This is a genomic window from Gordonia sp. LMA167 (genome assembly GCF_058130025.1).
In genome coordinates this window covers 1,573,872-1,594,787 of record NZ_CM176708.1, presented here as the reverse complement: position 1 = coordinate 1,594,787, position 20,916 = coordinate 1,573,872, and the positions used below count along the sequence as shown (strand labels likewise).

Below are 20,916 nucleotides of genomic sequence, written 5' to 3'. Positions count from 1 at the left end.
TTGAGACGTTTCCGCCGTTCCAGTCGTGGGAGCGAACCCACAGAATTGTCGGCCGAAGGACGAGAACACCCCGATGAGCGAACCAGCCCGAGGACGCCCGCCGCTACCGGCCGAGGCGATCCTGACCGACGCGCTCGGGTTGCTGTCCACCGGAGGCGTCGCGACCCTCGGTATGCGGGCGTTGGCCCGCAGCCTCGGCTCGTCGACGTCGACCCTGTACCGACAGTTCCCCGGCGGCAAGGACGAGCTGTGCCGGCGCCTCGCCGAACACGTGCTCACCGAGGTCGTCGCCGAGATCGGCGCTGCTGACCTCGGCGACGAGTGGGGCGCGATCGTGGAGGGATCGGCGGTGATCGCCTTCGACGTCCTGTGCCGGCACCCACACTCCGCGGAACTGTTCGCCGGCCAGCTCGAGTTCGGTCCGATGGGTCTGGTGCGCTACGAGACGTCGCTGCGCCTGCTGATGGGGGCGGGATTGTCGCCCACCGACGCCGCGGCCGCCGATCACGCGCTCGCCCGGTTGATCATCGGTTACGCCCTGCAGTTCACTCAGGACGAGATCGCCGACCGAACGGCCGCCGCGGACTACTACCGTGCGCTCGACACCGACCAGTATCCGGCGATCACGACGGTGGCGCCCGCCCTGCCGAAGGATCTCGGCACTGAGTTCGGCTTCGCACTGCAGACCTTCATGGCCGGGCTGCGTGAACTCGTCGCCACGTCACGGGGCACCCTCGACAGTGATGCGTGATCGACCGATGCCCCGAACGAACACCGCCCCATTCGCGCGGCATGCCACCCTGCGCCGCGCGGCACGGCTGCTCAACGACTTCCGCTATGAACAGTCCGATCCCGCCCGGTTCTACGGCGCGATCGCCGCCGACACCGCGCGGATGACCGCGGACTGGCACGCCGGGTCGACGGACGGGGCGGTGGTCCTCGACGTCGGCGGTGGGCCCGGATACTTCGCCGACGCTTTCGGCCGGGAAGGTGCGCACTACATCTCCGTCGAGCCCGATCCGGCCGAGATGCACGCCGGCGGCATGGACCACCGTGCAACGGTCCGCGGTTCCGGCCAACACCTACCGTTCGCCGATTGCTCGATGGACGTGACGTTCTCGTCGAACGTCGTCGAGCACACCTCGCGGCCATGGCAGATGGCCGACGAGATGCTACGGGTCACGCGGCCCGGGGGCACGGTCATCATCAGCTACACACTGTGGTGGGGTCCGTTCGGCGGGCACGAGATGGGGTTGACCCATTACGTCGGCGGGCACCGGGCGGCGCGCTGGTACACGCGCCGGCATGGTCACCCGCCCAAGAATCTGTTCGGTACGTCGCTGTTCCCGGTGACCGCGGGTCAGGGCCTGCGATGGGCCGCAGCCACCCGGTCGCGGGCAGAGCTGGTCGCCGCGTTTCCGCGTTATCTCCCGCACTGGATGTGGTGGGTGATGCGGGTACCGGGACTCCGCGAGGTCGTCGGGACGAATCTCGTCCTGGTGATGCGCAAGCACTGACGACCGGTTGTTCGGCACCGGTCGTCAGCGCACGGTCGTCAGCGCGGTGTCGTCAGCGCGGTGTCGTCAGCGCAGGGTCGCCGCGCAGCGCAACGGCCCCCCGTTGCTGGTCGACGACGCCAACAGATCCCGTCCGCGGAGGATGTTGCAGGTCACCGGACCGCGGATGACGATCGCGGTGATCTCCGCCGACGATCCGCCGACCGTCGCAGCCTGTGACCACGGTGTGCCCGCGGCCGCGACGACGACGGAACTGCCCTCGTTGAGGTAGCGGATGGCGACGACGTCCCCGTTGCCGGTCAACTGATAGACCACCGCGCCCGGGGCGACGGTCGGTGTGGTTGTGGTCGTGGTCTCGTCGGTGGTGGTCGTGGTGGTCGTCGTCTCGTCACTCGTCGTGGTGTCGCTCGTCGTCGATGATGCCGCCCCGGCGCTGGAACTGTCGTCGCCGCCGGAGCCACGGGCGATCAGCACCGCCACCAGCGCCACCACCACCACGCCGACCAGTGCCGCCAAGATCAATCCGACGGTTCGCCCGGTGTTCTTGGGTCGCGGCGGCTCCCCGTATCCGGGCTGGTCGTAGCCCGGGCCGTACGCGGCCTGGGTGTAGGCCTGCGGCGCGTCGTACTGACCCGGATGCCCCGCTGTGGGTGGCGGGGGCTGGGGAGGCTGCGGCTGGCCGGGCAGCTCATCGGTCGGCCCATACGCTGCCGTCTCGTCGTACGCCGCGGTGTCGTCAGACGGTTCGAAGCGTCGCGTCTCCGGGGTTTCACGATTCGGATCCCAGGGGTCGTCGGGTGGTCGGGTCATGGCACCGATTGTGTCATTGCGACCCGGTCGGCCCTTCGTGACGCTCGCAAGCTCGCTCCTCAGGGACCGAGGGAGGAACAGCGCAAGCCCGCTCCTCAGGGACCGAGGGAGGAACGAGCGATGCAACCCTTCCCGGTTCCTGAGGAGCCTCGCGAGGAACGAGCGATGCAACCCTTCCCGGTTCCTGAGGAGCCTCGCGAGGAACGAGCGATGCAACTCTTCCCGGTTCCTGAGGAGCCTCGCGAGGAACGAGCGATGCGTCACGAAGGACCGCCCTTCGCACGTCCGCGAGCGCTCCTCTACGCCGCCGGAGTTCATGCAGGTCGGAGCGCCGTTCTCGCCCGGATGGCCGGCGCCAGCCAGTCGGTCAGATAGGTGCGCAACTCATCCGGCCGGGCTATCTCGTCGGCGGGACGCTGGATGTAGGCGCTCGTGATGATGAGACACCACTCCAGCAGCTGATCGAACTCGTCGTCATCCAGTCCGAGACCGGTCCAGTCGATGTCGAGTCGCTCGATGATGGTTCGCGCGTGGACGCGCGCCGCCGGGCCGGTCATCGACCCACCGAGCAGACCCGATGTGGCGCCCTGACCGAGCAAGAAGACCAGCACCCGGTCGGTGGTCAGTGCTTCGATACCCGACGCCAAGAGTTCCACCACGGCACCGGGCAGGTCGGTGGTCGATCGGACACGGTCGAGGATGGCCGGCACCATCGCCTCGGCGGACTCGAGTGCAACCGCCTGCACCAGGGCCTGCAGGCTCGGGAAATACCGGTACACGGTCTGTCTGGTGACCTGCAGTTCCTTCGCGACGTGCGTGACGCTCACCCCGACGCCCTCGGATTCGATCACCCGACGCGTCGCCGCGAGGATGCGCGCGACGGCGTCGGCGTCGCTGGCGGGCAGCACGCCACCCCAGCCCGTTCGCCGCACCATGGCGCCACTCTAACCTGAACATACAGAGGTAAATGAGTGTATGGTCACCGAGATGGTGACGGATCACGAGCGGATCGGGGCGCGCGGGATCTGGCTGCTGTGCGTGGCCTGCGCCGCATTGTCGCTGGTGGCGGGCGCGATGACCGCACTGAACGTCGCCCTGCCCGACATCGGACCGTCCATCGGTGCCAGTTCCACCCAGATGACGTGGCTGATCGATGCCTACACCGTCGCGCTGGCCGCACTCCTTCTTCCGTGTGGCGCGCTCGGCGACCGCTACGGCCGCCGCGGCCTCTTGATCGCCGGATTGGCATTGTTCGCCATCGCTTCGCTGCCACCCCTCTGGCTCGACGACCCCACGGCCGTCATCGCGAGCCGTGCTCTGGCCGGGGCCGCCGCCGCGATGATCATGCCGTCCACGTTGTCCCTGTTGACCTCGGAGCTACCCGAGGCCCGACGTCCCCTCGCGGTGGCCATCTGGGCCGGCGTCGCGGGCGCAGGCAGCATCGCGGGCTTCTTCGTCAGTGGATTCCTGCTCGAGCTGTTCAACTGGCGCTCGATCTTCGTGAGCTTCTCGGTCGTGGCGGCGGCGCTGGCGCTGGCGTCATGCACGATCGCGTCGTCGCGGGACGACGAACCGAAACGGTTCGACCTGCCCGGTGCCGTCCTGTCGACATCCGCTGTGTTCCTGTTCGTCCTGGGCCTGTTGGAATCGCCGAGCCGCGGCTGGGATGACCCTCTCGTCATCGCTGCGCTGATCGTCGGGCTGACACTGGCGGCACTCTTCGTCCTCATCGAATACCGCCGCGACGCACCACTTCTCGACGTCCAGCTGTTTGCCAACCGCGCGTTCTCCGCGGGCGCGTTCACGATCCTGGTCCAGTTCTTCGCCTCCCTGGGTCTGTTCTTCGTCGTTCTGCAACGCCTGCAACTCGACTTCGGGATGTCACCGCTGATGGCCGCCACCGCACTGCTGCCGCTCATCGCGGTCATCATGGTCCTGTCGCCGGTGGGCAGTTGGCTGGCCATCCGATACTCACTGCGGACCATCCTCGTGCTGGGCGTCGGACTCACCGGCATCGCACTGATCCTGATGGGCGTGCTGAACTACACCACCTACCTCGGGCTGCTGCCGTTACTGCTGCTCGGCTCGGCGGGGCAGGGTTTCGCGACCGCCCCGCCGACCACCGCGATCATGGCCAACACCCCGTCGGCGAACCAAGGGGTGGGATCTGCCGTCAACGACACCTTCCGCGAGGTCGGCGCCGCCATCGGCATCGCATTGACCGGCAGCATCGTCGCGGCCGGCTACACCGGCAACATCGCGCCGGTCGCCAACCGCGTCGCCTCGGCATCCGGCTCGACCGAACTGGGTGAGCACATCTCCCGCTCGCTCGCCGAGGCCCTGCAGACGATCGATGCGCTCATCGCCCAGAACCCCGGGCAGGCAACCGCATTGGGTCAGATCGCCGCCGAGGCCAGACAGGCCTTCGTCGGGCCGCTGAACACGTCCTGCATCGTCATGGGTGCCATCATGCTGGTCGGGGCGACCATCCTCGTGTTCCTGAGTCCGCGCGCGATGTCGGCCGCCACCGACCCTCGGACGGTGCCGGAGACGCCCGCAGAGATCAGGTCGACGACGAGGAACTGAAGCAGAGACCCGGCACGCCGACCGGTCACCTCACGCCTCCGCGATCGCCTCCAGCGGTCGGGTCCGGGCGGCCCGGACAGCCGGCCACAAAGCCGCCAGCACGCCGACCACGGCCGAGGCGATGAGTGTGACGACGATGAGATTCCACGGCACCACCGGTGTGCCGAGGCCCCACTTCGCCAGTGTCCGCACCAGCGCCACCCCGATCACGCTGCCCAGGACCACCCCGATCAGCGCTCCGAAGATCGCGATGAGCACCGACTCCAGGTAGATGCTGCGCCGGACCTGGGCGCGCAACATGCCGACCGCACGCAGCATGCCGATCTCACGCTTGCGCTCCACCACCGACAATGCCAGCGTGTTCACGATCCCGAGCACCGCGATCAGCAGCGCCAGGCCGAGCATCGCGTACAGGGTCGCCAACATCTGATCGATCTGGCTCGACACCGAACTCTTGAACTCGGTGCGGTCCATGACCTGCACGGTCAGATACGAATCGGTGGCATTCTCCAGGCTCGTGCGTAGCGTGTCCGCGCTGACCCCGGCCTTCGGCGTCACGAAGATCGTCGCGCTCACCTGGGCCGTCGCGGGGACCAGTTGGTCGTAGACGTCCGGTCCGACCATCCAGGGCTGTGCGGCCTCGTTGTCCGCATACACCCCCGACACGGTGACCGGAACCTGCTCGCCGGTCGGGCCGGTGAACGTGACCACGTCGCCGCGCTTCCACCCGTTCGCATCGCTGGTCCGTTCGCTGACCATCATGCCGTCGGCCGGCAACTGGTCGGACGCACCGTCTTTCATCGACAGGGCGACGACATCGGCCGGCTGTCCGCCCACAGTGCCGTAACCGGTGACCGTCTCGTTGCCGACCTTCGCACGGATGATCCCGAAACTCACCGCCGAGCCGACCCCGTCGGCCTTCTCCACCGCATCGGACACCGCGCCCGGCACCGGCATCTGATTCGCGCCGGCGACGATGAACTCGGCTGTCATGCCGGTGTCGACGGCATCGTCGACGGTGCCCTTGAACGACGTACCCAATGTCCCGATCACCGCGACCAGCATCAAACCCAACGTCAGCGCGAAAGCCGTCGCCGCGGTACGGCGCGGGTTGCGCACGGCGTTGGTCCGGGCGAGCCTCCCGATCCGCCCGAACGGTGCACCGATCACCGATCCGAGCGCACCGACGATCGGCCGGGACAACGCGGGCCCGGCGAGAACCACCGCCGCGATACCCCCGGCCGCACCGATCCCGACCGCGATCGCCGGACCGGTCCCCACCCCCATCGCGCCGATCACGATGGCCACCAGGGACGCGAGACCGATCACGATCCCGGCGATGGTCCGGGTCGCCAGCGGGGCGGACCCCTCGGCCATCCCCGCCCGCATCGCCTCGACCGGCGGCACCCGTGAAGCACGGACCGCAGGCACCCACGCGCTGACCATCGTGACCACCACGCCGACGAACATCGCGGCCACCACCGCCCAGACTCCCACCTGCAACGGCGCATCGGGGAGTCCCGATGAGGACGTCGTGAGTGCCTTCAGCACTGCTGCCAGGCCGACCCCGATGCCCAGACCGAGGACGCCCCCGAGCAGGCCCACGACGAACGCCTCGAACAGCACCGACCGTGACACCTGGCGCCGGCTCGCGCCGACCGCACGCAGCAGCGCCAACTCCCGGTTCCGCTGCGCGACGATCATCGAGAAGGTGTTGTAGATGATGAACGTTCCGACGATGAGCCCGATTGCCGCGAACGCCAACAGAATTGCCGTGAAGATGGTGAGGAACTGGTTGACCTGGTCTTTCTGATCCTGCCGGACCTGATCACCGGTACGCACCTTGTAGGTGTCGGCAGGCAGCGCCGCCTCCACACGCTGCTGCAACTCGGTCGGGCTGACCCCGTCCACCGCCGACATGTCCACCTGGGCGGCGTGCTGACCGTCGGAGAACAGACTTCGTGCCGTGGCCTGATCGAACTGGACGTTCACGTATCCGCCGGTGGAACCCGGCAGGTCGATCAGCCCGACGACCTTCACCTCGCGTGGCTGCGCCGACCCCTGCCCCAAGACCAGCTGTGTCGTCGATCCGACCTCCAGTCCCGCCTTCTGAGCCGCCGACGCGTTCAAGGCGATCTCACCGGCGTTCGTCGGTCCACGCCCGCCCGGCAGGAGCTTGCTCGCATCCGGCGACAGGGCGGCGTCGGGCGGCAGGTAGGCGGTGCCGATACTGGGCGCACCGCCGGTCTGCAGCGCCTTGCCCTCCGAGTTCGCGATCGTCACCGTACCCGTGTAATTCGGGACGATCCGATCGATCCCCAGCTCGGAACTGCGATTCTGCAGGTCGTCGATGACCGTCTGCGGCACGCCCGGCGACTGGTTGTTGTCCGGGGTGATCTCGACCGCGACCCCCGGGGCGGCCGAGTCGAAGATGTCGTTGAACGCCTTCGAGATGGTGGTGGTGAACACGATCGAGCCCGCGACGAACGACGTGCCGAGGACGATCGAGAACACCGTCAAGAACAGACGGAGCTTGTGTGCGCGCAGATTTCGCAGCGAAACCCGGCGCATCACCGATGCGGTTGCCATGGTGTCAGCGGACCTCGTACGGATTCTCTTCCGCGGCAGGCACACCCGGCCCGCTCGCTGCACTCCCGGCGCCCGACACACCCGGCCCGCTCGCTCCGCTCCCGGCGCCCGACACACCCGGCCCGCTCGCTCCGCTCCCGGCGCCGTCGAGATTCCTCATCACCTCGAACACGTCATCGGCCGACGGGCGTGCCAACTCCCGGACGATCTGACCGTCGGCCAGGAACACCACCCGGTCGGCGTAGGAGGCGGCGCGGGGATCGTGCGTGACGATCACGACCGTCTGCCCGAACTCGTCGGTCGCCGCGCGCAGGATCTCCAACACCTCGCCCGACGAACGGGAATCCAGGTTTCCGGTGGGTTCGTCACCGAAGATGATGTCCGGTTGGCCGACCAGCGCCCGGGCGCAGGCGACACGCTGCTGCTGGCCGCCGGACAGTTCGCTCGGCAGGTGACTGAGACGGTCGGTGATGCCCAACCGGTCCACCACCGTGTCGAACCAGGCGGTGTCGACGTCACGGCCGGCGATGTCGACCGGCAACGTGATGTTCTCCCGCGCGGTCAGGGTCGGGACGAGATTGAACGACTGGAACACGAAGCCGATCCGATCGCGCCGCAACATGGTCATCGCCTTGTCCGACAGGCCCGTCAGGTCGACATCACCGATGTGCACCCGGCCGCCGGTCGCGACGTCGAGTCCGGCCAGGCAGTGCATCAAGGTGGACTTACCCGATCCCGAAGGCCCCATGATGGCGGTGAACTCGCCACTGGCGAACTCGATGGTGACACCACGTAGTGCCTCGACGACGGTGTCACCCGTCCCGTAAACCTTGGTCAGATCCGTCGCGCCGGCGGCGACCGTGGGGGTGTGCAACGAAGCCTCGTCCGTTTTAGCCGATGTCATGGCATCAACCGTGCCAAATCTCGGCCCGGTTGGCCATCAGGAATATCCCTGAGTGGCCACCGGAAATCTCAGGGTCGATCACACGGATGACCCAGACCGACGGATCAGTGCTTCGGGAGATGGACTTCGAGCGCGTGCACGCGGGTCGGTCCGGCGAACATGTCGTTGGTCACGATGTACAGAATCCGTGACCGGTAGGTGAGCCATGGGAGGTCCGGAAGCCAATTGCCCCACGCCAATCCCGACATATTGCCGGTGTCCAGCCGGGTGAGGGGGGCGGTGGAGAAGATCTGCTTCTTCGGCATCGCGGTCTCGTTCCCCGACAGCCGCTTCTTACCCGTCACCCGCTGCGCGCCCCGGGTGGTCGCGAGATAGATGCGGGCGACCCGACCCTTGCCGCGTTCGAGAACCAGAAAGTCGGTGTTGTTCACCGCCAGCACATCCGCGGCGACCTTGTCCCGATCGGTGCGGTAGACGTACTCCGAGGTGCCGCGGCCGGCCCATGTGACCAGGCGGGCCGAGTTGGTCGGGTCCTGCTTCAGCCCGCCGGCGGTGATCGCGCTGATCCGGTCGCCGGGCGACACCGCGACGCCGGTCAACCCGCGCTGGCCGTTGAGACCGGATTTCGAGCTGACGCGGTACGCGGCCGGAAGGGGCAGGTCACGAAGATGATTGCCCAGGGGGCCGACGACACGGACGAACTGGTTCGCGCCGCCGCTGGCGACCACGTAGTCGTCGCCGACCCGCCGGATGCCCTCGAACTGCGCACCGCCGGGCAGGATCGGGAGGTTGCCGGGAGCCAGGACCGTGCCGCCACCGGTGATCTGACCGGTACCGGCGAATCCGGTCACCGAGTTGAACGGGATGGATGCGGAGTACGTGCGAGCCGGACCGAATCGACCGACGTCGGTGGAGATCAGGACGTACGTGCCGTTACCGGTGCGGTCCAGACCCGAGATGGCGCCAAAGGTCGGAACACCGCTGATCACCGTGGAATCGCGGTACAGGGCCACCGCGCCCTGCGACGGACTCGGCGGCGCGGCGACGGCCCCACCCGCCGTCGTCGCGGAAAGACCTACAGCACAAGCGGACACAATCGCCGCCCCCCACAAGCGAAGTCTCATAGGGGTGCACCCTACCCGATGCCGCTGGTCTCCCCGTGGTGACGCAAGGGCCACACTGGCCCGATGGGGGCCGAGGGAACCCAAGAATTGGCCGAGAGAACCGAGATTTGCGTCGAGAGAACCCAGCCGCGATGTGGGCTGGGTTCTCTCGACCAATTCTTGGGTTCCCTCGGCTACCGTCGGGCGAGTTCGCGACGTCGGCTCCGCCGAGCCAGGTGCGGCGTCAGGCCAGGCGCTGCTTGAGGTGATCCAGTTCGTCCTGCAGCGAGGTGGGCAGCTTGTCGCCGACGAACTCGAACAGTTCCTCGATCAGCGGGATCTCCTGACGCCACTCGTCGGGGTTGACCGCCAGAGCCGCCGCGATGTCCTCGGAGGCGACATCGTCGAGCCCGTCGACGTCGATCTCCTCCGGCTTCGCGACGATGCCGATCGGGGTCGAGACACCTTCGTGCTGTCCCTCGATCCGGCCGACGATCCATTCGAGGACACGGCTGTTCTCGCCGAATCCGGGCCACAGGAAGCGGCCGTCGTCGCCACGACGGAACCAGTTGACGTAGAAGACCTTCGGCAGCTTGTTCGCGTCGGCGTTCTTGCCCAGGTCGAGCCAGTGGGCGAAGTAATCGCCGATGTGGTAGCCGAGGAACGGCAGCATCGCCATCGGGTCGCGACGCACGGTGCCGACCTTGCCCTCGGCGGCCGCGGTCTGCTCGGAGCCCACCGTGGCGCCCATGAAGACCCCGTGCTGCCAGTCGCGAGCCTCGGTGACCAGAGGAACGGTGGTCTTGCGGCGTCCACCGAACAGGATCGCCGAGATCGGCACGCCCTTGGGATTGTCCCACTCCGGAGCCAGCGACGGGCACTGGTCCAGCGGAGTGCAGTACCGCGAATTCGGGTGTGCGGCCTTGTGGTCGGAATCGGGCGTCCAGTCGTTGCCGAGCCAGTCGGTGAGGTGCGCCGGCGTCTCGCCGCCGATGCCCTCCCACCAGATGTCGCCGTCGTCGGTGAGTGCGACGTTGGTGTAGAGCGTGTTGCCCGCCTCGATGGTCCGCATCGCGTTCGGGTTGGAGTCGTCGCTGGTCCCCGGCGCCACACCGAAGAACCCGAACTCGGGGTTGATCGCGTACAGGCGGCCGTCGTCGCCGAAGCGCATCCAGGCGATGTCGTCACCGACGGTCTCGGCACTCCAGCCCGGGATCGTCGGCTGGATCATCGCGAGGTTGGTCTTGCCACAGGCACTCGGGAAGGCGGCGGCCACGTAGTAGACCTTCTTCTCCGGGCTGGTGAGCTTGAGGATGAGCATGTGCTCGGCCAGCCAGCCCTCGTCGTGGGCCAGCACCGAGGCGATCCGGAGGGCGTAGCACTTCTTGCCGAGCAGGGCATTGCCGCCGTAACCCGAACCGAACGACCAGATCTCACGGTCCTCGGGGAAGTGCGAGATGTACTTCTCGGAGTTGCAGGGCCACGGCACGTCGGCCTGACCGGGCTCCAGCGGCGCGCCGACCGAATGCAGCGCCTTGACGAAGAAGCCGTCCTCACCGAGAAGTTCGAGAACCTGTGGACCGACCCGGGTCATGATCCGCATCGACAGCACGACGTATTCGGAGTCGGTGATCTCGACGCCGAGCTTGGGGTCGTCGGACCCGAGAGGTCCCATGCAGAAGGGGATGACGAACATCGTGCGACCGCGCATGCACCCGCGGTAGAGCCCGGTCATCGTGGCGCGCATCTCGTCCGGATCGACCCAGTTGTTCGTGGGGCCGGCATCCTCTCGGGTCTTCGAGCAGATGTAGGTCCGGGACTCCACGCGGGCGACATCGGCGGGGTCGGACTGGGCGAGGAACGAGTTCGGTTTCTTGTCCTCGTTGAGCTTGATGAGGGTGCCCGACTCGACCAGCTGCTCGGTGAAGCGGTTCCACTCCTCGTCGCTGCCGTCGGACCACACGACCCGCTCCGGCTGCGTCAACTCGGCGACCTCCGCGACCCAGGCCAGGAGGCCGGCGTGTTTCGTCGGGGCGGTGTTCGGGTCCAGGCCGGGAATGGTGGCTGAGGTCATGATGGGGTCTCCTCCGGGGTGACGGCACGGTGCATTGAGCCGTCGCGATGTCGTCGTCACCACAGAATACGTTCACCGAGCGCCCGCTAGGTACCGGGGTGATCCAGATGCGGCAAATCCCACACTATTGAAACGGTCCAACCCCACTGGCCGTCAGATGCGGTCAGCCCAGCCGACCCGTGTCGGTGGCGACCCACGTTCCGCTGTTCGGGTCCAACACGCGTGAGGAGAAGATGCCGTCGGCGTCGACCTCGGTGATCTTGTCGACCTGGCCGTCGTGGTCGGAGTCGGTGTAGACGGTGACGCCACCGTCACCGCTGCGGGTCAACGAGTCGGCGATGCCGTCGTTGTCGGTGTCCACGTCGGCCGGTCCGAGGTCCCAGATCCGGCCGTCGGAGTGCATCCAGAGGTGATCTTCCGGGGAGGTGACATCGGCCGTGGGTTCGCCGGCCTGATCGTTCCCATGTGGATGGTCCCCGCCGAGAAATGACATGTCCATCAACGCTCTCCCTCTTCGAGTCGCCCTGCACGTGATCCACCTGCGGCGATGGCCTGCCGCATCCCACTTGCCGCATCCCACCGTGATGATAGGACGCATCAGGTCGCGAAACGGTTCCCCGCGAACTCGGCCAGGGCACGACGCGCGTCGCGGACCTGACCGATCCGCTCCCGCTCGGCCTGCTCCGCCGCTCCCGAACGGACGAGGCGTTGGCGGTCCTCCAGCTCGGCGACCTCGGCAGCGACCTGCCGCGCACGCCGCTCGTAGTGTCGGACGATCTGGCTGGTCAGGTGGGGTTCAGCAGCCGCGATGCGCAGTCCGACTCGATGCTCGAGCCGACCGCGCGTCTCCACCAGCGCGTCGGTGCTCCACGCACGCATGTCCGCCCGCAGCGCCGAGGTGCGTCGGACCCGGATGACCAGCGCAGCGACGACGACCCCCAGTACCAGCGTCAGCGGCATGCTCACCCACTGCAACGTCTGCACCGACGCCATCGGTGCCACGACCAGGCGTCCGACGCCCAGCCCGGTCGATGCCCCGATCAGCACCAGCAACAGATCCTCCCCACCGCGGCGGGGAGCCGGGACCTCACGCCCGAATGGCGGCTCCGCCCCACGGTCCCCGACCTCGCCCGCGTTCTCCGGCGGCGCACCGTCGATGCCCAGCAGTGTCGCGGACCGCACCTCGTCGATGCGGTCATCGGTGTCGGCATCCACACGCTCGCGCAGCGCCGTCGCCGACCGCGTGAGCCACCGCACGTGGTCGTCCTTCGAACGTCCGGTCAGCGCCGCCGTGCGTGCCGTCGCCTCCGCAGAGAGGGCGCGGATCTCGGCTGCCACCTCGGCGAACGATTCGCCACGCACCCTGGCCAGGCCCGATCGGGCGGCGGCGAGCCGATCGGCCCGACCACGGTCGCGTGATTCGAGCAGCACCCGCCGACGTCGCGCCAGATCCTCGGTGTCCGCACGGAGATCGCGGTCGGCACTTCGCACGAGTTCGGCCTCGGCCCGCGCCACCGCGCCCAGCGCCGCGGCGACCCGTGCGCGCTCCCGACGGACATCCGTCGGCGCGCCGAGCTGATCGGCCACCCAGGACGTCAGGTCCGGCACACCCGACTCGCCGGTGGCGCCGGACTGCGCGACGACCGAGGACACCGCGAACACCGGCAGATCCTCGTGCGGGTCGAGCAGCTCGCGGTGTGCGCGCAGAACCCGCGGCCATTCCCAGTACGCGTCGATCTTCGAGCAGACGAGTCCCACGACACCGAATCGGGACCTGAGTTCGTCCACCGCGTCACGTTCTTCGTCGCCCACCGAGGACGACGGGTCGACGACCATCAGCGCGACCCCGATGGTGGCGTCGCCGGGTCGGCGATCCCAGCGGCCCTCTCTCACCACGATGCCCGGGTCGGTCGCACGCATGGCCTGGACCAGGCTCGTCACCCCGGTCCCGCCGATCCCGAACACCGCGACGTCGCTGCCGGCGCCCGACACCGTCATCGGATCGAATCCGGTCAGACGGTGCACCCGGGTGAGGAGGTCGGCGGCCGGCGGGGCGTTTGTCATCGGGAGACCTCCGTGTCCTGCAGAAGATGCTCGATCGCATCGCGCTCGTATCCGCGGGCCGCGATCACCTCCAGCCGGGTCCGCAGTTCCACCAGCCGCCACCGGCGGACGAGTTCGACGCGCTCCCGGATCGGCGGCACCAGATCCCCGATGCGACTCTGCGCCCGCAGCGCGCGGGTGAGCGACTGGGCATCCGCGCCCGCCGGCTCCCCCGCCCGGATCGCGGCGAGCGCGAACCTGATCCCGTACCCGTCGACGTGGCGCAGCAGATCAGCGCGCACGGAACGCTCGTCGTCGGCGCCGGCCAGGAACTGACCCACCATCGCCGGCATGGACTTCCCGTCGTCGGCCAGCCGACACAAGAATCCGAACTCGACGTCGGAGACGTCTGCACAGGCCAGCAACGCCGAGACAGGGTGGACGTGACGATCGAGCTGCGTCGCGCAGTCGGCCGCGACAGCGTCGGCGCGGTCGCGGTTCATGTCCGCCTTGCCGAGCACCACGATCGTCCGGTCCGTCGGCAGCCGATCCAGGATCGCGTGGTCGGCCCGCCGGGGCGGCCCGGTCAGCACCTGAATCCACAGATCCGCGTCCCCGGAGGCCCCGGGGTCCTCAGAACCGGCAGCGGTCACCGACAAACGTTCGCGCAGTGCCCGCGCCAGCGTGACGCGGCCCGTCCCCGGTCGGCCACAGACGCTCACCTGCAGAGGACGCGAGTATCGCCGGGCGGCCGCGTCGAGCTCGGCTCGAGCGGGTGAGGACGGCCCCACGACCTCGACCAACCGACCCGCCTCGGCCGCGGCGGCCAGTGCACTCGGGGGCGCGCTCGTCGAAGCGTTCGGCATGACTGGAGAATCTAGGGCATCACTGGGAATGTCGGCCATGACTGCTGCCCTCGCGCCGCTGACCGGCGCAAAAGCGGTGTCGACTGTCCTCGACGGCACCCGATGCGCAACGATGGTCCGGTGAGCGAGAGTGTCGATCAGTCCCGCCGGTATCCCCGGGTGACCAGTTTCCGGTTCCGCCGCGGCACCCTGACGACGGGTCAGCAGCGGAACTGGGCCGAACTCTGGCCACGTCTGGGCCATGATCTGACGATCGGGGTGGACCGCGTTCCGGAGGAGCCGCTCGACCTGACCGCGTTCTTCGGTCGCGAGGCCCCGACTGTTCTCGAGATCGGCAGTGGGACCGGCGTCTCGACCGCGGCCATGGCGACTGTCGAGCCGGATGTCGACGTTCTCGCGGTGGAGGTCTACAAGCCTGGCCTGGCGCAGTTGCTCGGTCTGGTCGACCGGGGCGGCCTCACCAACGTCCGGATGGTGCGTGGAGACGCGGTGGTGGTGCTGACCGAACTGCTCAGGCCCGAGTCGTTGACCGGAATCCGGGTGTTCTTCCCGGATCCGTGGCCGAAATCACGTCACCACAAACGTCGCCTGATCCAGAGCGGCACGATCGAACTGATGGCCGAGCGACTCAAGCCCGGTGGCGTCCTGCACATCGCCACCGACCATGCGGGCTACGCGGAGTGGATCGCCGAACATCTGGCCACCCAAGACCGCGACCGTCCTCACGTCGTGCAACTGACGACGGACGCCCCGATCCTGTTGGACCGCCCCACCACCAAATTCGAGGGGCGCGCCGAACGGGACGGGCGCGACGTCAACGAGTTCGTATATGTTCGGCCCCAACCCCCGACTCCTCGACCCACCGAAAGCGGCGGAGCATGAGCGACGATGTGATCGCGTCCCAGTCCTCGGTGGAGGAGAACTCCACGTCAGCGCCGATTTCGGAGACGGACAAGAAATTCTCCGAGACCATCTCCGGACAGGTCGGCTCACCGCGTGTCCTGCTCGTCTGGGACGCCCCGAACATGGACATGGGTCTCGGCGCGATTCTCGGCGGTCGGCCGACGGCCGCTCATCGGCCGCGTTTCGACGCCCTCGGGCGGTGGCTGCTGCGCAGGACCGCGGACCTGTCCGCCCAGCGCACCGACGGCGCGATCGTCGAGCCCGAGGCCACCGTTTTCACCAACATCGTCCCCGGCAGCGCGGACGTGGTGCGCCCCTGGGTGGACGCCTTGCGCAATGTCGGCTATGCGGTGTTCGCGAAGCCGAAACTGTCCGACGACAGTGATGTGGACCCGGACATGCTCGACCACATCGAACTTCGCAGGCACACTGTGGGACTAGCTGGCCTCATCATCGCCTCGGCCGACGGACAGGCGTTCCGGGAGCCGTTGCTCGACGTGGCCGCCGAGGGAATCCCGGTCACCGTGATCGGTTTCCGCGAGCATGCCAGCTGGGCAATGACCACCGAAGAGTTGGAGTTCGTCGATCTAGAAGACATCCCCGCCGTGTTCCGCGAGCCCCTGCCACGCATCGGCCTCGACTCGCTGCCCGATGATGGGGCATGGCTCACACCGTTCCGCCCGCTGCAGGCACTGTTGCACTGATGCGTGGTCGTGACGGCTCCCGACTCAGGGATAACTCAGGACGGCTTGTAAGAATCCGCTAGTAAAACGGTCCGGCTCCGGTAGGTATCACCGTCGACCTGCCCGCAGGACCAGCCCGCGAACGAGAAAGGAACGAGGCGTGTTCGGAGCCATCGGCACTTTCGTCTATCGAATGCGCTTCGCCGTCATCGCCGTCCTCATCGCACTGATGGGCGGACTGGGCCTCTACGGGCTCGATCTCGGCAAACACCTCAGTCAGAGCGGCTGGTTCGACCCGACGTCGGAATCGGTGAAGGGATCGGTGGTCGCCGACACCGCACTCGGCCGCGACCATCGCTCGGACATCATCCTGCTCATCACACCCCCGCAGGGCACCACCGTCGACGACCCCGAGTTCGGGACCAAGGTGGAGAACTTCGTCGACGACCTCATCACAGCGCACCCCGACATCGTCAATCGCGAGGATCCGGGCGTCATCGACCCGTTCTACCTGCGCGATCAGACCGCCACCTCGAAGGCGGCGCAGGAGACCATCCGCGCCCGGACATTCACCGACGACAAACAGCACGCCTTCATCAGCATCGGCGTCAAGGGTGACGACGACACGACGGTCCTGAACAACTACAAGACGATCGAGCCGTTCTTCGACGACATCGCGTCCAGATACAACCTCGAGGGGACGTCCTTCGAACTCGCCGGGCTGCAACCGGTCGCGGGCAGCATGGCCGACGGGATGGACCAGGACATCCGCCGGGCCGAGGTGATCGCATTGCCGTTGGTGGCGATCATGCTGTTCTTCATCTTCGGTGGCGTCGTCGCCGCCTGCCTGCCGGTCCTGATCGGTGGCCTGACCATCGCCGGGTCGCTCGGCATCATGAAGATCCTCGCGCAGCTGACCGAGCTCAACATCTTCGCGCAGTCGGTCGTGACGCTGATCGGTCTCGGCATCGCCATCGACTACGGGCTGTTCATCGTCAGCCGCTTCCGCGAAGAACTCGCCGAGGGCTACTCGACGAAGGCCGCGGTCCGACGAACGGTGATGACGTCGGGGCAGACCGTGGTGTTCTCGGCGACCATCATCGTGGCCGCCCTCGCATGCCTGCTGATCATGCCGCAGGGCTTCCTGAAATCGGTGGCCTACGGCGCGATCGCCTCGGTCTCGCTGGCGGCGTTGCTGTCGATCACGGTGTTGCCGGCCATCCTGTCGATCCTCGGGCCCCGCATCGACGCGCTGGGCCTGCCGTTCCTGCGACGCACCAAGACCAAGCAGGAGATCGAGAACGGCTTCTGGGGACGGCTGGCCGGCTGGGTGATGAAGCACCCGGTCGCGACCGCGGTGCCCACCGTGCTGCTCCTGCTGGTTCTGACCATCCCGTTCGGCGGGATCAAGTTCGGCGGCATCAGCGAGGCCTACCTGCCGCCGGACAACCCGAACCGGGTCGCGCAGGAGAACTTCGACAAGTACTTCCCCACCGAGCGGACCGAAGAGATCAAGCTGGTCATCGCGTATGACCCGAACGACGCGAACAGCGGCGAGAAGATCCAGCAGGTGGCCGACGAGGCCAACAAGATCCCCGGCTTCACCAAGCAGTTCAGCCCGTCGTCGGACGGGGGTGCACTCACCGGACAGTACGGCGACAACGGTCCACAGGTCATCCAGATGTCGGCCGGACTGGTCGATCGGGACACCGCTGCGGAGGCGATCAAGGATCTCCGTGCCATCGACACCCAGGGCCTGACGATGTGGGTTGCCGGCACTCCGGCGCTGACCCAGGACTCCATCGACGCGTTGCTGTCGCGACTGCCGATCATGGCCGTCCTGCTGGTGCTGGTGACCGGTTTCCTGATGTTCCTGGCGTTCGGTTCCCTGGTGCTACCGATCAAGGCCGCGTTGATGACCGCGCTCGGCCTGGGCGCCACGCTGGGCATCCTGACGTTCGTCTTCGTCGACGGCCACGGCGCCGCGCTCGCCAATTTCACCCCCGGACCGCTGTTCGCCGCGGTCCTCGTGCTGATCATCGCCATCATCTTCGGCTTGTCGACGGACTACGAGATATTCCTGTTGTCGCGCATGGTCGAGGCGAGACAGAAGGGTGCCAGCACCACCGAGGCCGTGCGGGTCGGCACCGCGTACACCGGTCGGATCATCACTGCCGCGGCCGCGATCCTGGTGGTGGTCACCGGCGCGTTCGGTCTGTCCGAGATCGTGATGATGAAGTACATCGCGTACGGCATGATCGCGGCGCTGATCCTCGACGCCACCATCATCCGGATGCTGCTGGTGCCGTCGGTGATGAAGATGCTCGGCGACGACTGCTGGTGGGCACCGCGCTGGATGCGTGTGATGCAGCAGAAGATCGGGCTCGGCGAGACGGTCCTCGACGACGAGCCCGATCAGATGCGGGATGCCGCGGCGGCGGCCCGGGTGCGTTCGGCCGGGACGATCGTCGCCGAGGCCCCCACCTCCGCCATGCGGGCGGCTCCGCGATCCGCACGAGTAGAGGCCTCCGGGCATGGCGAAGCCCGAGGAGCTCAGCCCCGGGGTCCCGCGCGGACCGCCGAGCGACCCCAAGCCCCCCGACCACAACCTCCGCAGACGGGCCGACCGATGGCCGCGCCGCCGCAGCGCGCTCCGCAACCGCGTGCGCCGCAACCGAATCCGGCTCCCCGGGAACCGATCCCGGCACGCGTCGGACCCGCCAACCCGCCGTCGGACGCCCCGTCCCGGACCACTGCGCGGCCGGCACCGGCCTTCAGCCGGCGCGGCCGGTCCCAGTCGAACGGCCCCGACACCGGTGGCTGGCGGTTGGGGGCCGGCGGAATCCGCCTCGGTGACGACGAGGGTCCGGGTCCCTCTACCCCCGCCGCACCCCCGACCCCGAGTGCGCGGCCGGCCACCGCTCCGACCGCGGGCCCGGCGCCGTCGCCGGCGGGACCGCCTCCCGGCCCGCCGCGGCGACCCGAGGACTCGGCGCTCGGCCGCCGCCCAGCGCTGGACACGACGGGCAAACGGCCCCTCGCGGCCTCGCTGGCCCCGGAAGCACACCGGGCCGCCCCGGCGACCTCGAACCGCCCGGCGAGCACCCGGACCGGCGATTCTCCGATGGACCGCGGACTCGGCGACGGCACGCCGCTCACCGAGGACCGCGCGGCTTCGGCACCGGAGGGCCGGCGACGGAGCACGGACCGGCACGCACGCTCGGACGACGAGGGCGACGGCACGCAGATCAGCGTGCAGGAACTGCTCCGGCGCAGCCGGTCGGACAGCTGAGGCTTCTCCGGTTATCAATCGGACGTGTCCGGTTATCAATCGGACCCTTGGTCAGGACTGGGTAAAGACCCGGTGTGATCGACCACACAACCCCGCAGGATTGTCTCCCAGCACACCCACCACGGAGGCAGCCCATGAACGCACCATCGACCTGGACCGGACCGGAGCACCGCAGGAGTGTGCTCTGGATCGTGTCCCTCGCGGCCATCGCGATCGTCTTCGACGGCTATGACCTCGTCGTGTACGGCACGGTCCTACCGACACTGCTCGGCGATCCCACCCAGCTGGGTGAGCTGACACCTGCCACCGCCGGGGCACTGGGTTCCTATGCGCTGGTCGGCATGATGGTCGGCGCCTTCATCGCCGGCACCTTCGGCGACCGCGTCGGCCGTCGGAAGATGATGCTGTTCAACATCGTCTGGTTCTCGATCGGCATGGCCGCAACCGCACTGGCACAGAATCTGGTCGCCTTCGGCATCCTGCGCTGCCTCACCGGTATCGGCATCGGCGGCCTGGTCGCGACGGTCGGCGCCCTGATCGCCGAGTTCGCGCCGACGTCCAAGCGCAACCTCTTCAACGCGATCGTGTACAGCGGTGTGCCGGCCGGCGGCGTCATCGCCGCGGTGCTCGCGATGGCCTTCGCCGACCACATCGGCTGGCGCGGACTGTTCTGGGTCGGCGCGCTGCCGCTCGTCACGCTGCTGCCGCTGGCCGTGCTCAAGATGCCGGAATCGCCGCAGTGGCTGGTCTCGCGTGGCCGGATCGACGAAGCCGTCGCCATCGGGGACCGCACCCGCATTCCGGTCGACACGGCCCCGGCCCGCGCTGCCGATCTGGCACCGGCCGAGGTCGAGAAGATCGGGTTACGCGCCCTCGCGTCACGGCGGTTCGCAGTTCCGACACTGCTCCTGGGCACAATGAGCTTCGCCGGGCTGCTGCTCACCTACGGCCTGAACACCTGGTTGCCCAAGATCATGGAGTCGGCGGGCTTCAACGCCAAGGGCTCGCTGTCGTTCCTGCTGGTCCTCAACGGCGGCGCCATCGTCGGCGGACTGATCGCAGCCCGGCTGGCCGATCGGCGCGGACCTCAGCGGATCGTCGCGACCTCGTTCTGCCTCGCCACCGTGGCCCTGGTGTGCCTGACGCTCGGGTTCGGACTGCCGATCCTGCTGACCGCCGTCGCGGTGGCCGGCACCGGCACCATCGGCACCCAGGTGCTCATCTACGGCTACGTCTCCAACTACTATCCGACGTCGGCGCGGGCTGCCGGTGTCGCCTGGTGCGCCGGCTTCGGCCGTCTCGGCGGCATCGTCGGACCGGTGATCGCCGGACTGCTCATCGGCGCCGGGATCTCGTCGAGCGCGGCCTTCTACCTGTTCGGCGCGATCGCGCTGGCCGGCGCAGCAGCAACCATGCTGGTGCCGCAGAAGCTGATTCAGCCCGCCACCCTGGGCGCACCCGCACCGGCCGCGAATCTGGCCACCGCGGAGTAGTCCACCGCGGCCGGCGTCACCACGACGAACTCCCACATACGCGCGAAACATCG

The 20,916-nt window shown here is 68.1% G+C and carries 16 protein-coding genes; 7 read left to right on the top strand and 9 right to left on the bottom strand.

Translation table 11 applies throughout. The features are described from left to right. Window positions 1-73 precede the first annotated feature (73 nt). Both ACVT6V_RS07155 and ACVT6V_RS07150 read left to right on the top strand, forming a co-directional pair. On the top strand, window positions 74-751 hold the full coding sequence (locus ACVT6V_RS07155) for a TetR/AcrR family transcriptional regulator (protein ID WP_489899107.1): 678 nt from the start codon (window positions 74-76) through the stop codon (window positions 749-751). Then, entirely contained in the window at window positions 744-1,517 is a 774-nt protein-coding gene (locus tag ACVT6V_RS07150; protein ID WP_489899106.1) for a class I SAM-dependent methyltransferase, read from the top strand. The genes ACVT6V_RS07155 and ACVT6V_RS07150 overlap by 8 nt, the downstream gene beginning before the upstream one ends. A 66-nt stretch (window positions 1,518-1,583) precedes the next feature. Here ACVT6V_RS07150 and ACVT6V_RS07145 read toward each other — a convergent pair whose 3' ends face one another. Next, the gene (locus ACVT6V_RS07145) at window positions 1,584-2,327 is read right to left on the bottom strand and encodes a hypothetical protein (RefSeq protein WP_489899105.1); all 744 of its coding nucleotides are present in this window, start codon (window positions 2,325-2,327) and stop codon (window positions 1,584-1,586) included. Between the two features lie 314 nt (window positions 2,328-2,641). Continuing rightward, window positions 2,642-3,262 (bottom strand): TetR/AcrR family transcriptional regulator, encoded by a 621-nt coding sequence (locus ACVT6V_RS07140; protein ID WP_489899104.1) that lies wholly within the window; start codon window positions 3,260-3,262, stop codon window positions 2,642-2,644. Window positions 3,263-3,314: 52 nt separating this feature from the next. On the opposite strand from ACVT6V_RS07140, the gene ACVT6V_RS07135 reads away from it, so the two are divergent. Next, on the top strand, window positions 3,315-4,913 hold the full coding sequence (locus ACVT6V_RS07135) for an MFS transporter (protein WP_489899103.1): 1,599 nt from the start codon (window positions 3,315-3,317) through the stop codon (window positions 4,911-4,913). A gap of 30 nt (window positions 4,914-4,943) precedes the next feature. Here ACVT6V_RS07135 and ACVT6V_RS07130 read toward each other — a convergent pair whose 3' ends face one another. The 7 genes from ACVT6V_RS07130 to ACVT6V_RS07100 form a co-directional block, all read right to left on the bottom strand. Next, window positions 4,944-7,502 (bottom strand): ABC transporter permease, encoded by a 2,559-nt coding sequence (locus ACVT6V_RS07130; RefSeq protein ID WP_489899102.1) that lies wholly within the window; start codon window positions 7,500-7,502, stop codon window positions 4,944-4,946. Window positions 7,503-7,506: 4 nt separating this feature from the next. Next, window positions 7,507-8,406 carry an ABC transporter ATP-binding protein gene (locus tag ACVT6V_RS07125; protein WP_489899101.1) on the bottom strand — a complete coding sequence of 300 codons (900 nt, stop codon included), beginning with the start codon at window positions 8,404-8,406 and terminating at the stop codon, window positions 7,507-7,509. A 104-nt stretch (window positions 8,407-8,510) separates the two neighbouring features. Beyond that, on the bottom strand, window positions 8,511-9,530 hold the full coding sequence (locus tag ACVT6V_RS07120; RefSeq protein WP_489899100.1) for an esterase-like activity of phytase family protein: 1,020 nt from the start codon (window positions 9,528-9,530) through the stop codon (window positions 8,511-8,513). Window positions 9,531-9,753: 223 nt separating this feature from the next. Next, a complete protein-coding gene (locus ACVT6V_RS07115; RefSeq protein ID WP_489899099.1) occupies window positions 9,754-11,583 on the bottom strand; it encodes a phosphoenolpyruvate carboxykinase (GTP) in 1,830 nt (609 codons plus the stop codon). Window positions 11,584-11,746: 163 nt separating this feature from the next. After that, the gene (locus ACVT6V_RS07110) at window positions 11,747-12,076 is read right to left on the bottom strand and encodes a DUF6802 family protein (RefSeq protein ID WP_489900736.1); all 330 of its coding nucleotides are present in this window, start codon (window positions 12,074-12,076) and stop codon (window positions 11,747-11,749) included. 104 nt (window positions 12,077-12,180) lie between these two features. Beyond that, window positions 12,181-13,647 carry a GTPase domain-containing protein gene (locus ACVT6V_RS07105; RefSeq protein ID WP_489899098.1) on the bottom strand — a complete coding sequence of 489 codons (1,467 nt, stop codon included), beginning with the start codon at window positions 13,645-13,647 and terminating at the stop codon, window positions 12,181-12,183. Beyond that, window positions 13,644-14,492 carry a hypothetical protein gene (locus ACVT6V_RS07100; RefSeq protein WP_489899097.1) on the bottom strand — a complete coding sequence of 283 codons (849 nt, stop codon included), beginning with the start codon at window positions 14,490-14,492 and terminating at the stop codon, window positions 13,644-13,646. The genes ACVT6V_RS07105 and ACVT6V_RS07100 overlap by 4 nt, the downstream gene beginning before the upstream one ends. 102 nt (window positions 14,493-14,594) lie before the next feature. Here ACVT6V_RS07100 and trmB point away from each other — a divergent pair, with 102 nt between their 5' ends. From trmB to ACVT6V_RS07080, 4 genes are all read left to right on the top strand, one after another. Next, window positions 14,595-15,374: a tRNA (guanosine(46)-N7)-methyltransferase TrmB gene (trmB, locus tag ACVT6V_RS07095; protein WP_489899096.1), complete on the top strand. Its 780-nt coding sequence runs from the start codon at window positions 14,595-14,597 to the stop codon at window positions 15,372-15,374. Next, window positions 15,371-16,099 (top strand): NYN domain-containing protein, encoded by a 729-nt coding sequence (locus ACVT6V_RS07090; RefSeq protein WP_489899094.1) that lies wholly within the window; start codon window positions 15,371-15,373, stop codon window positions 16,097-16,099. Before trmB ends, ACVT6V_RS07090 begins: the two co-directional genes overlap by 4 nt. A gap of 139 nt (window positions 16,100-16,238) precedes the next feature. Next, the gene (locus ACVT6V_RS07085; protein ID WP_489899093.1) at window positions 16,239-19,370 is read left to right on the top strand and encodes an MMPL family transporter; all 3,132 of its coding nucleotides are present in this window, start codon (window positions 16,239-16,241) and stop codon (window positions 19,368-19,370) included. Window positions 19,371-19,504: 134 nt separating this feature from the next. Further along, window positions 19,505-20,863 (top strand): MFS transporter, encoded by a 1,359-nt coding sequence (locus tag ACVT6V_RS07080; RefSeq protein ID WP_489899091.1) that lies wholly within the window; start codon window positions 19,505-19,507, stop codon window positions 20,861-20,863. The last annotated feature ends 53 nt before the right edge of the window (window positions 20,864-20,916 follow it).

What these genes read in the sequence shown, in the direction of transcription:
- ACVT6V_RS07155 (WP_489899107.1), top strand. Translation starts at nt 74, where the DNA reads ATGAGCGAACCAGCCCGAGGACGCCCGCCGCTACCGGCCGAGGCGATC.
- ACVT6V_RS07150 (WP_489899106.1), top strand. Translation starts at nt 744, where the DNA reads ATGCGTGATCGACCGATGCCCCGAACGAACACCGCCCCATTCGCGCGG.
- ACVT6V_RS07145 (WP_489899105.1), bottom strand. Translation starts at nt 2,327, where the DNA reads ATGACCCGACCACCCGACGACCCCTGGGATCCGAATCGTGAAACCCCG.
- ACVT6V_RS07140 (WP_489899104.1), bottom strand. Translation starts at nt 3,262, where the DNA reads ATGGTGCGGCGAACGGGCTGGGGTGGCGTGCTGCCCGCCAGCGACGCC.
- ACVT6V_RS07135 (WP_489899103.1), top strand. Translation starts at nt 3,315, where the DNA reads ATGGTGACGGATCACGAGCGGATCGGGGCGCGCGGGATCTGGCTGCTG.
- ACVT6V_RS07130 (WP_489899102.1), bottom strand. Translation starts at nt 7,502, where the DNA reads ATGGCAACCGCATCGGTGATGCGCCGGGTTTCGCTGCGAAATCTGCGC.
- ACVT6V_RS07125 (WP_489899101.1), bottom strand. Translation starts at nt 8,406, where the DNA reads ATGACATCGGCTAAAACGGACGAGGCTTCGTTGCACACCCCCACGGTC.
- ACVT6V_RS07120 (WP_489899100.1), bottom strand. Translation starts at nt 9,530, where the DNA reads ATGAGACTTCGCTTGTGGGGGGCGGCGATTGTGTCCGCTTGTGCTGTA.
- ACVT6V_RS07115 (WP_489899099.1), bottom strand. Translation starts at nt 11,583, where the DNA reads ATGACCTCAGCCACCATTCCCGGCCTGGACCCGAACACCGCCCCGACG.
- ACVT6V_RS07110 (WP_489900736.1), bottom strand. Translation starts at nt 12,076, where the DNA reads ATGTCATTTCTCGGCGGGGACCATCCACATGGGAACGATCAGGCCGGC.
- ACVT6V_RS07105 (WP_489899098.1), bottom strand. Translation starts at nt 13,647, where the DNA reads ATGACAAACGCCCCGCCGGCCGCCGACCTCCTCACCCGGGTGCACCGT.
- ACVT6V_RS07100 (WP_489899097.1), bottom strand. Translation starts at nt 14,492, where the DNA reads ATGCCGAACGCTTCGACGAGCGCGCCCCCGAGTGCACTGGCCGCCGCG.
- trmB (WP_489899096.1), top strand. Translation starts at nt 14,595, where the DNA reads ATGCGCAACGATGGTCCGGTGAGCGAGAGTGTCGATCAGTCCCGCCGG.
- ACVT6V_RS07090 (WP_489899094.1), top strand. Translation starts at nt 15,371, where the DNA reads ATGAGCGACGATGTGATCGCGTCCCAGTCCTCGGTGGAGGAGAACTCC.
- ACVT6V_RS07080 (WP_489899091.1), top strand. Translation starts at nt 19,505, where the DNA reads ATGAACGCACCATCGACCTGGACCGGACCGGAGCACCGCAGGAGTGTG.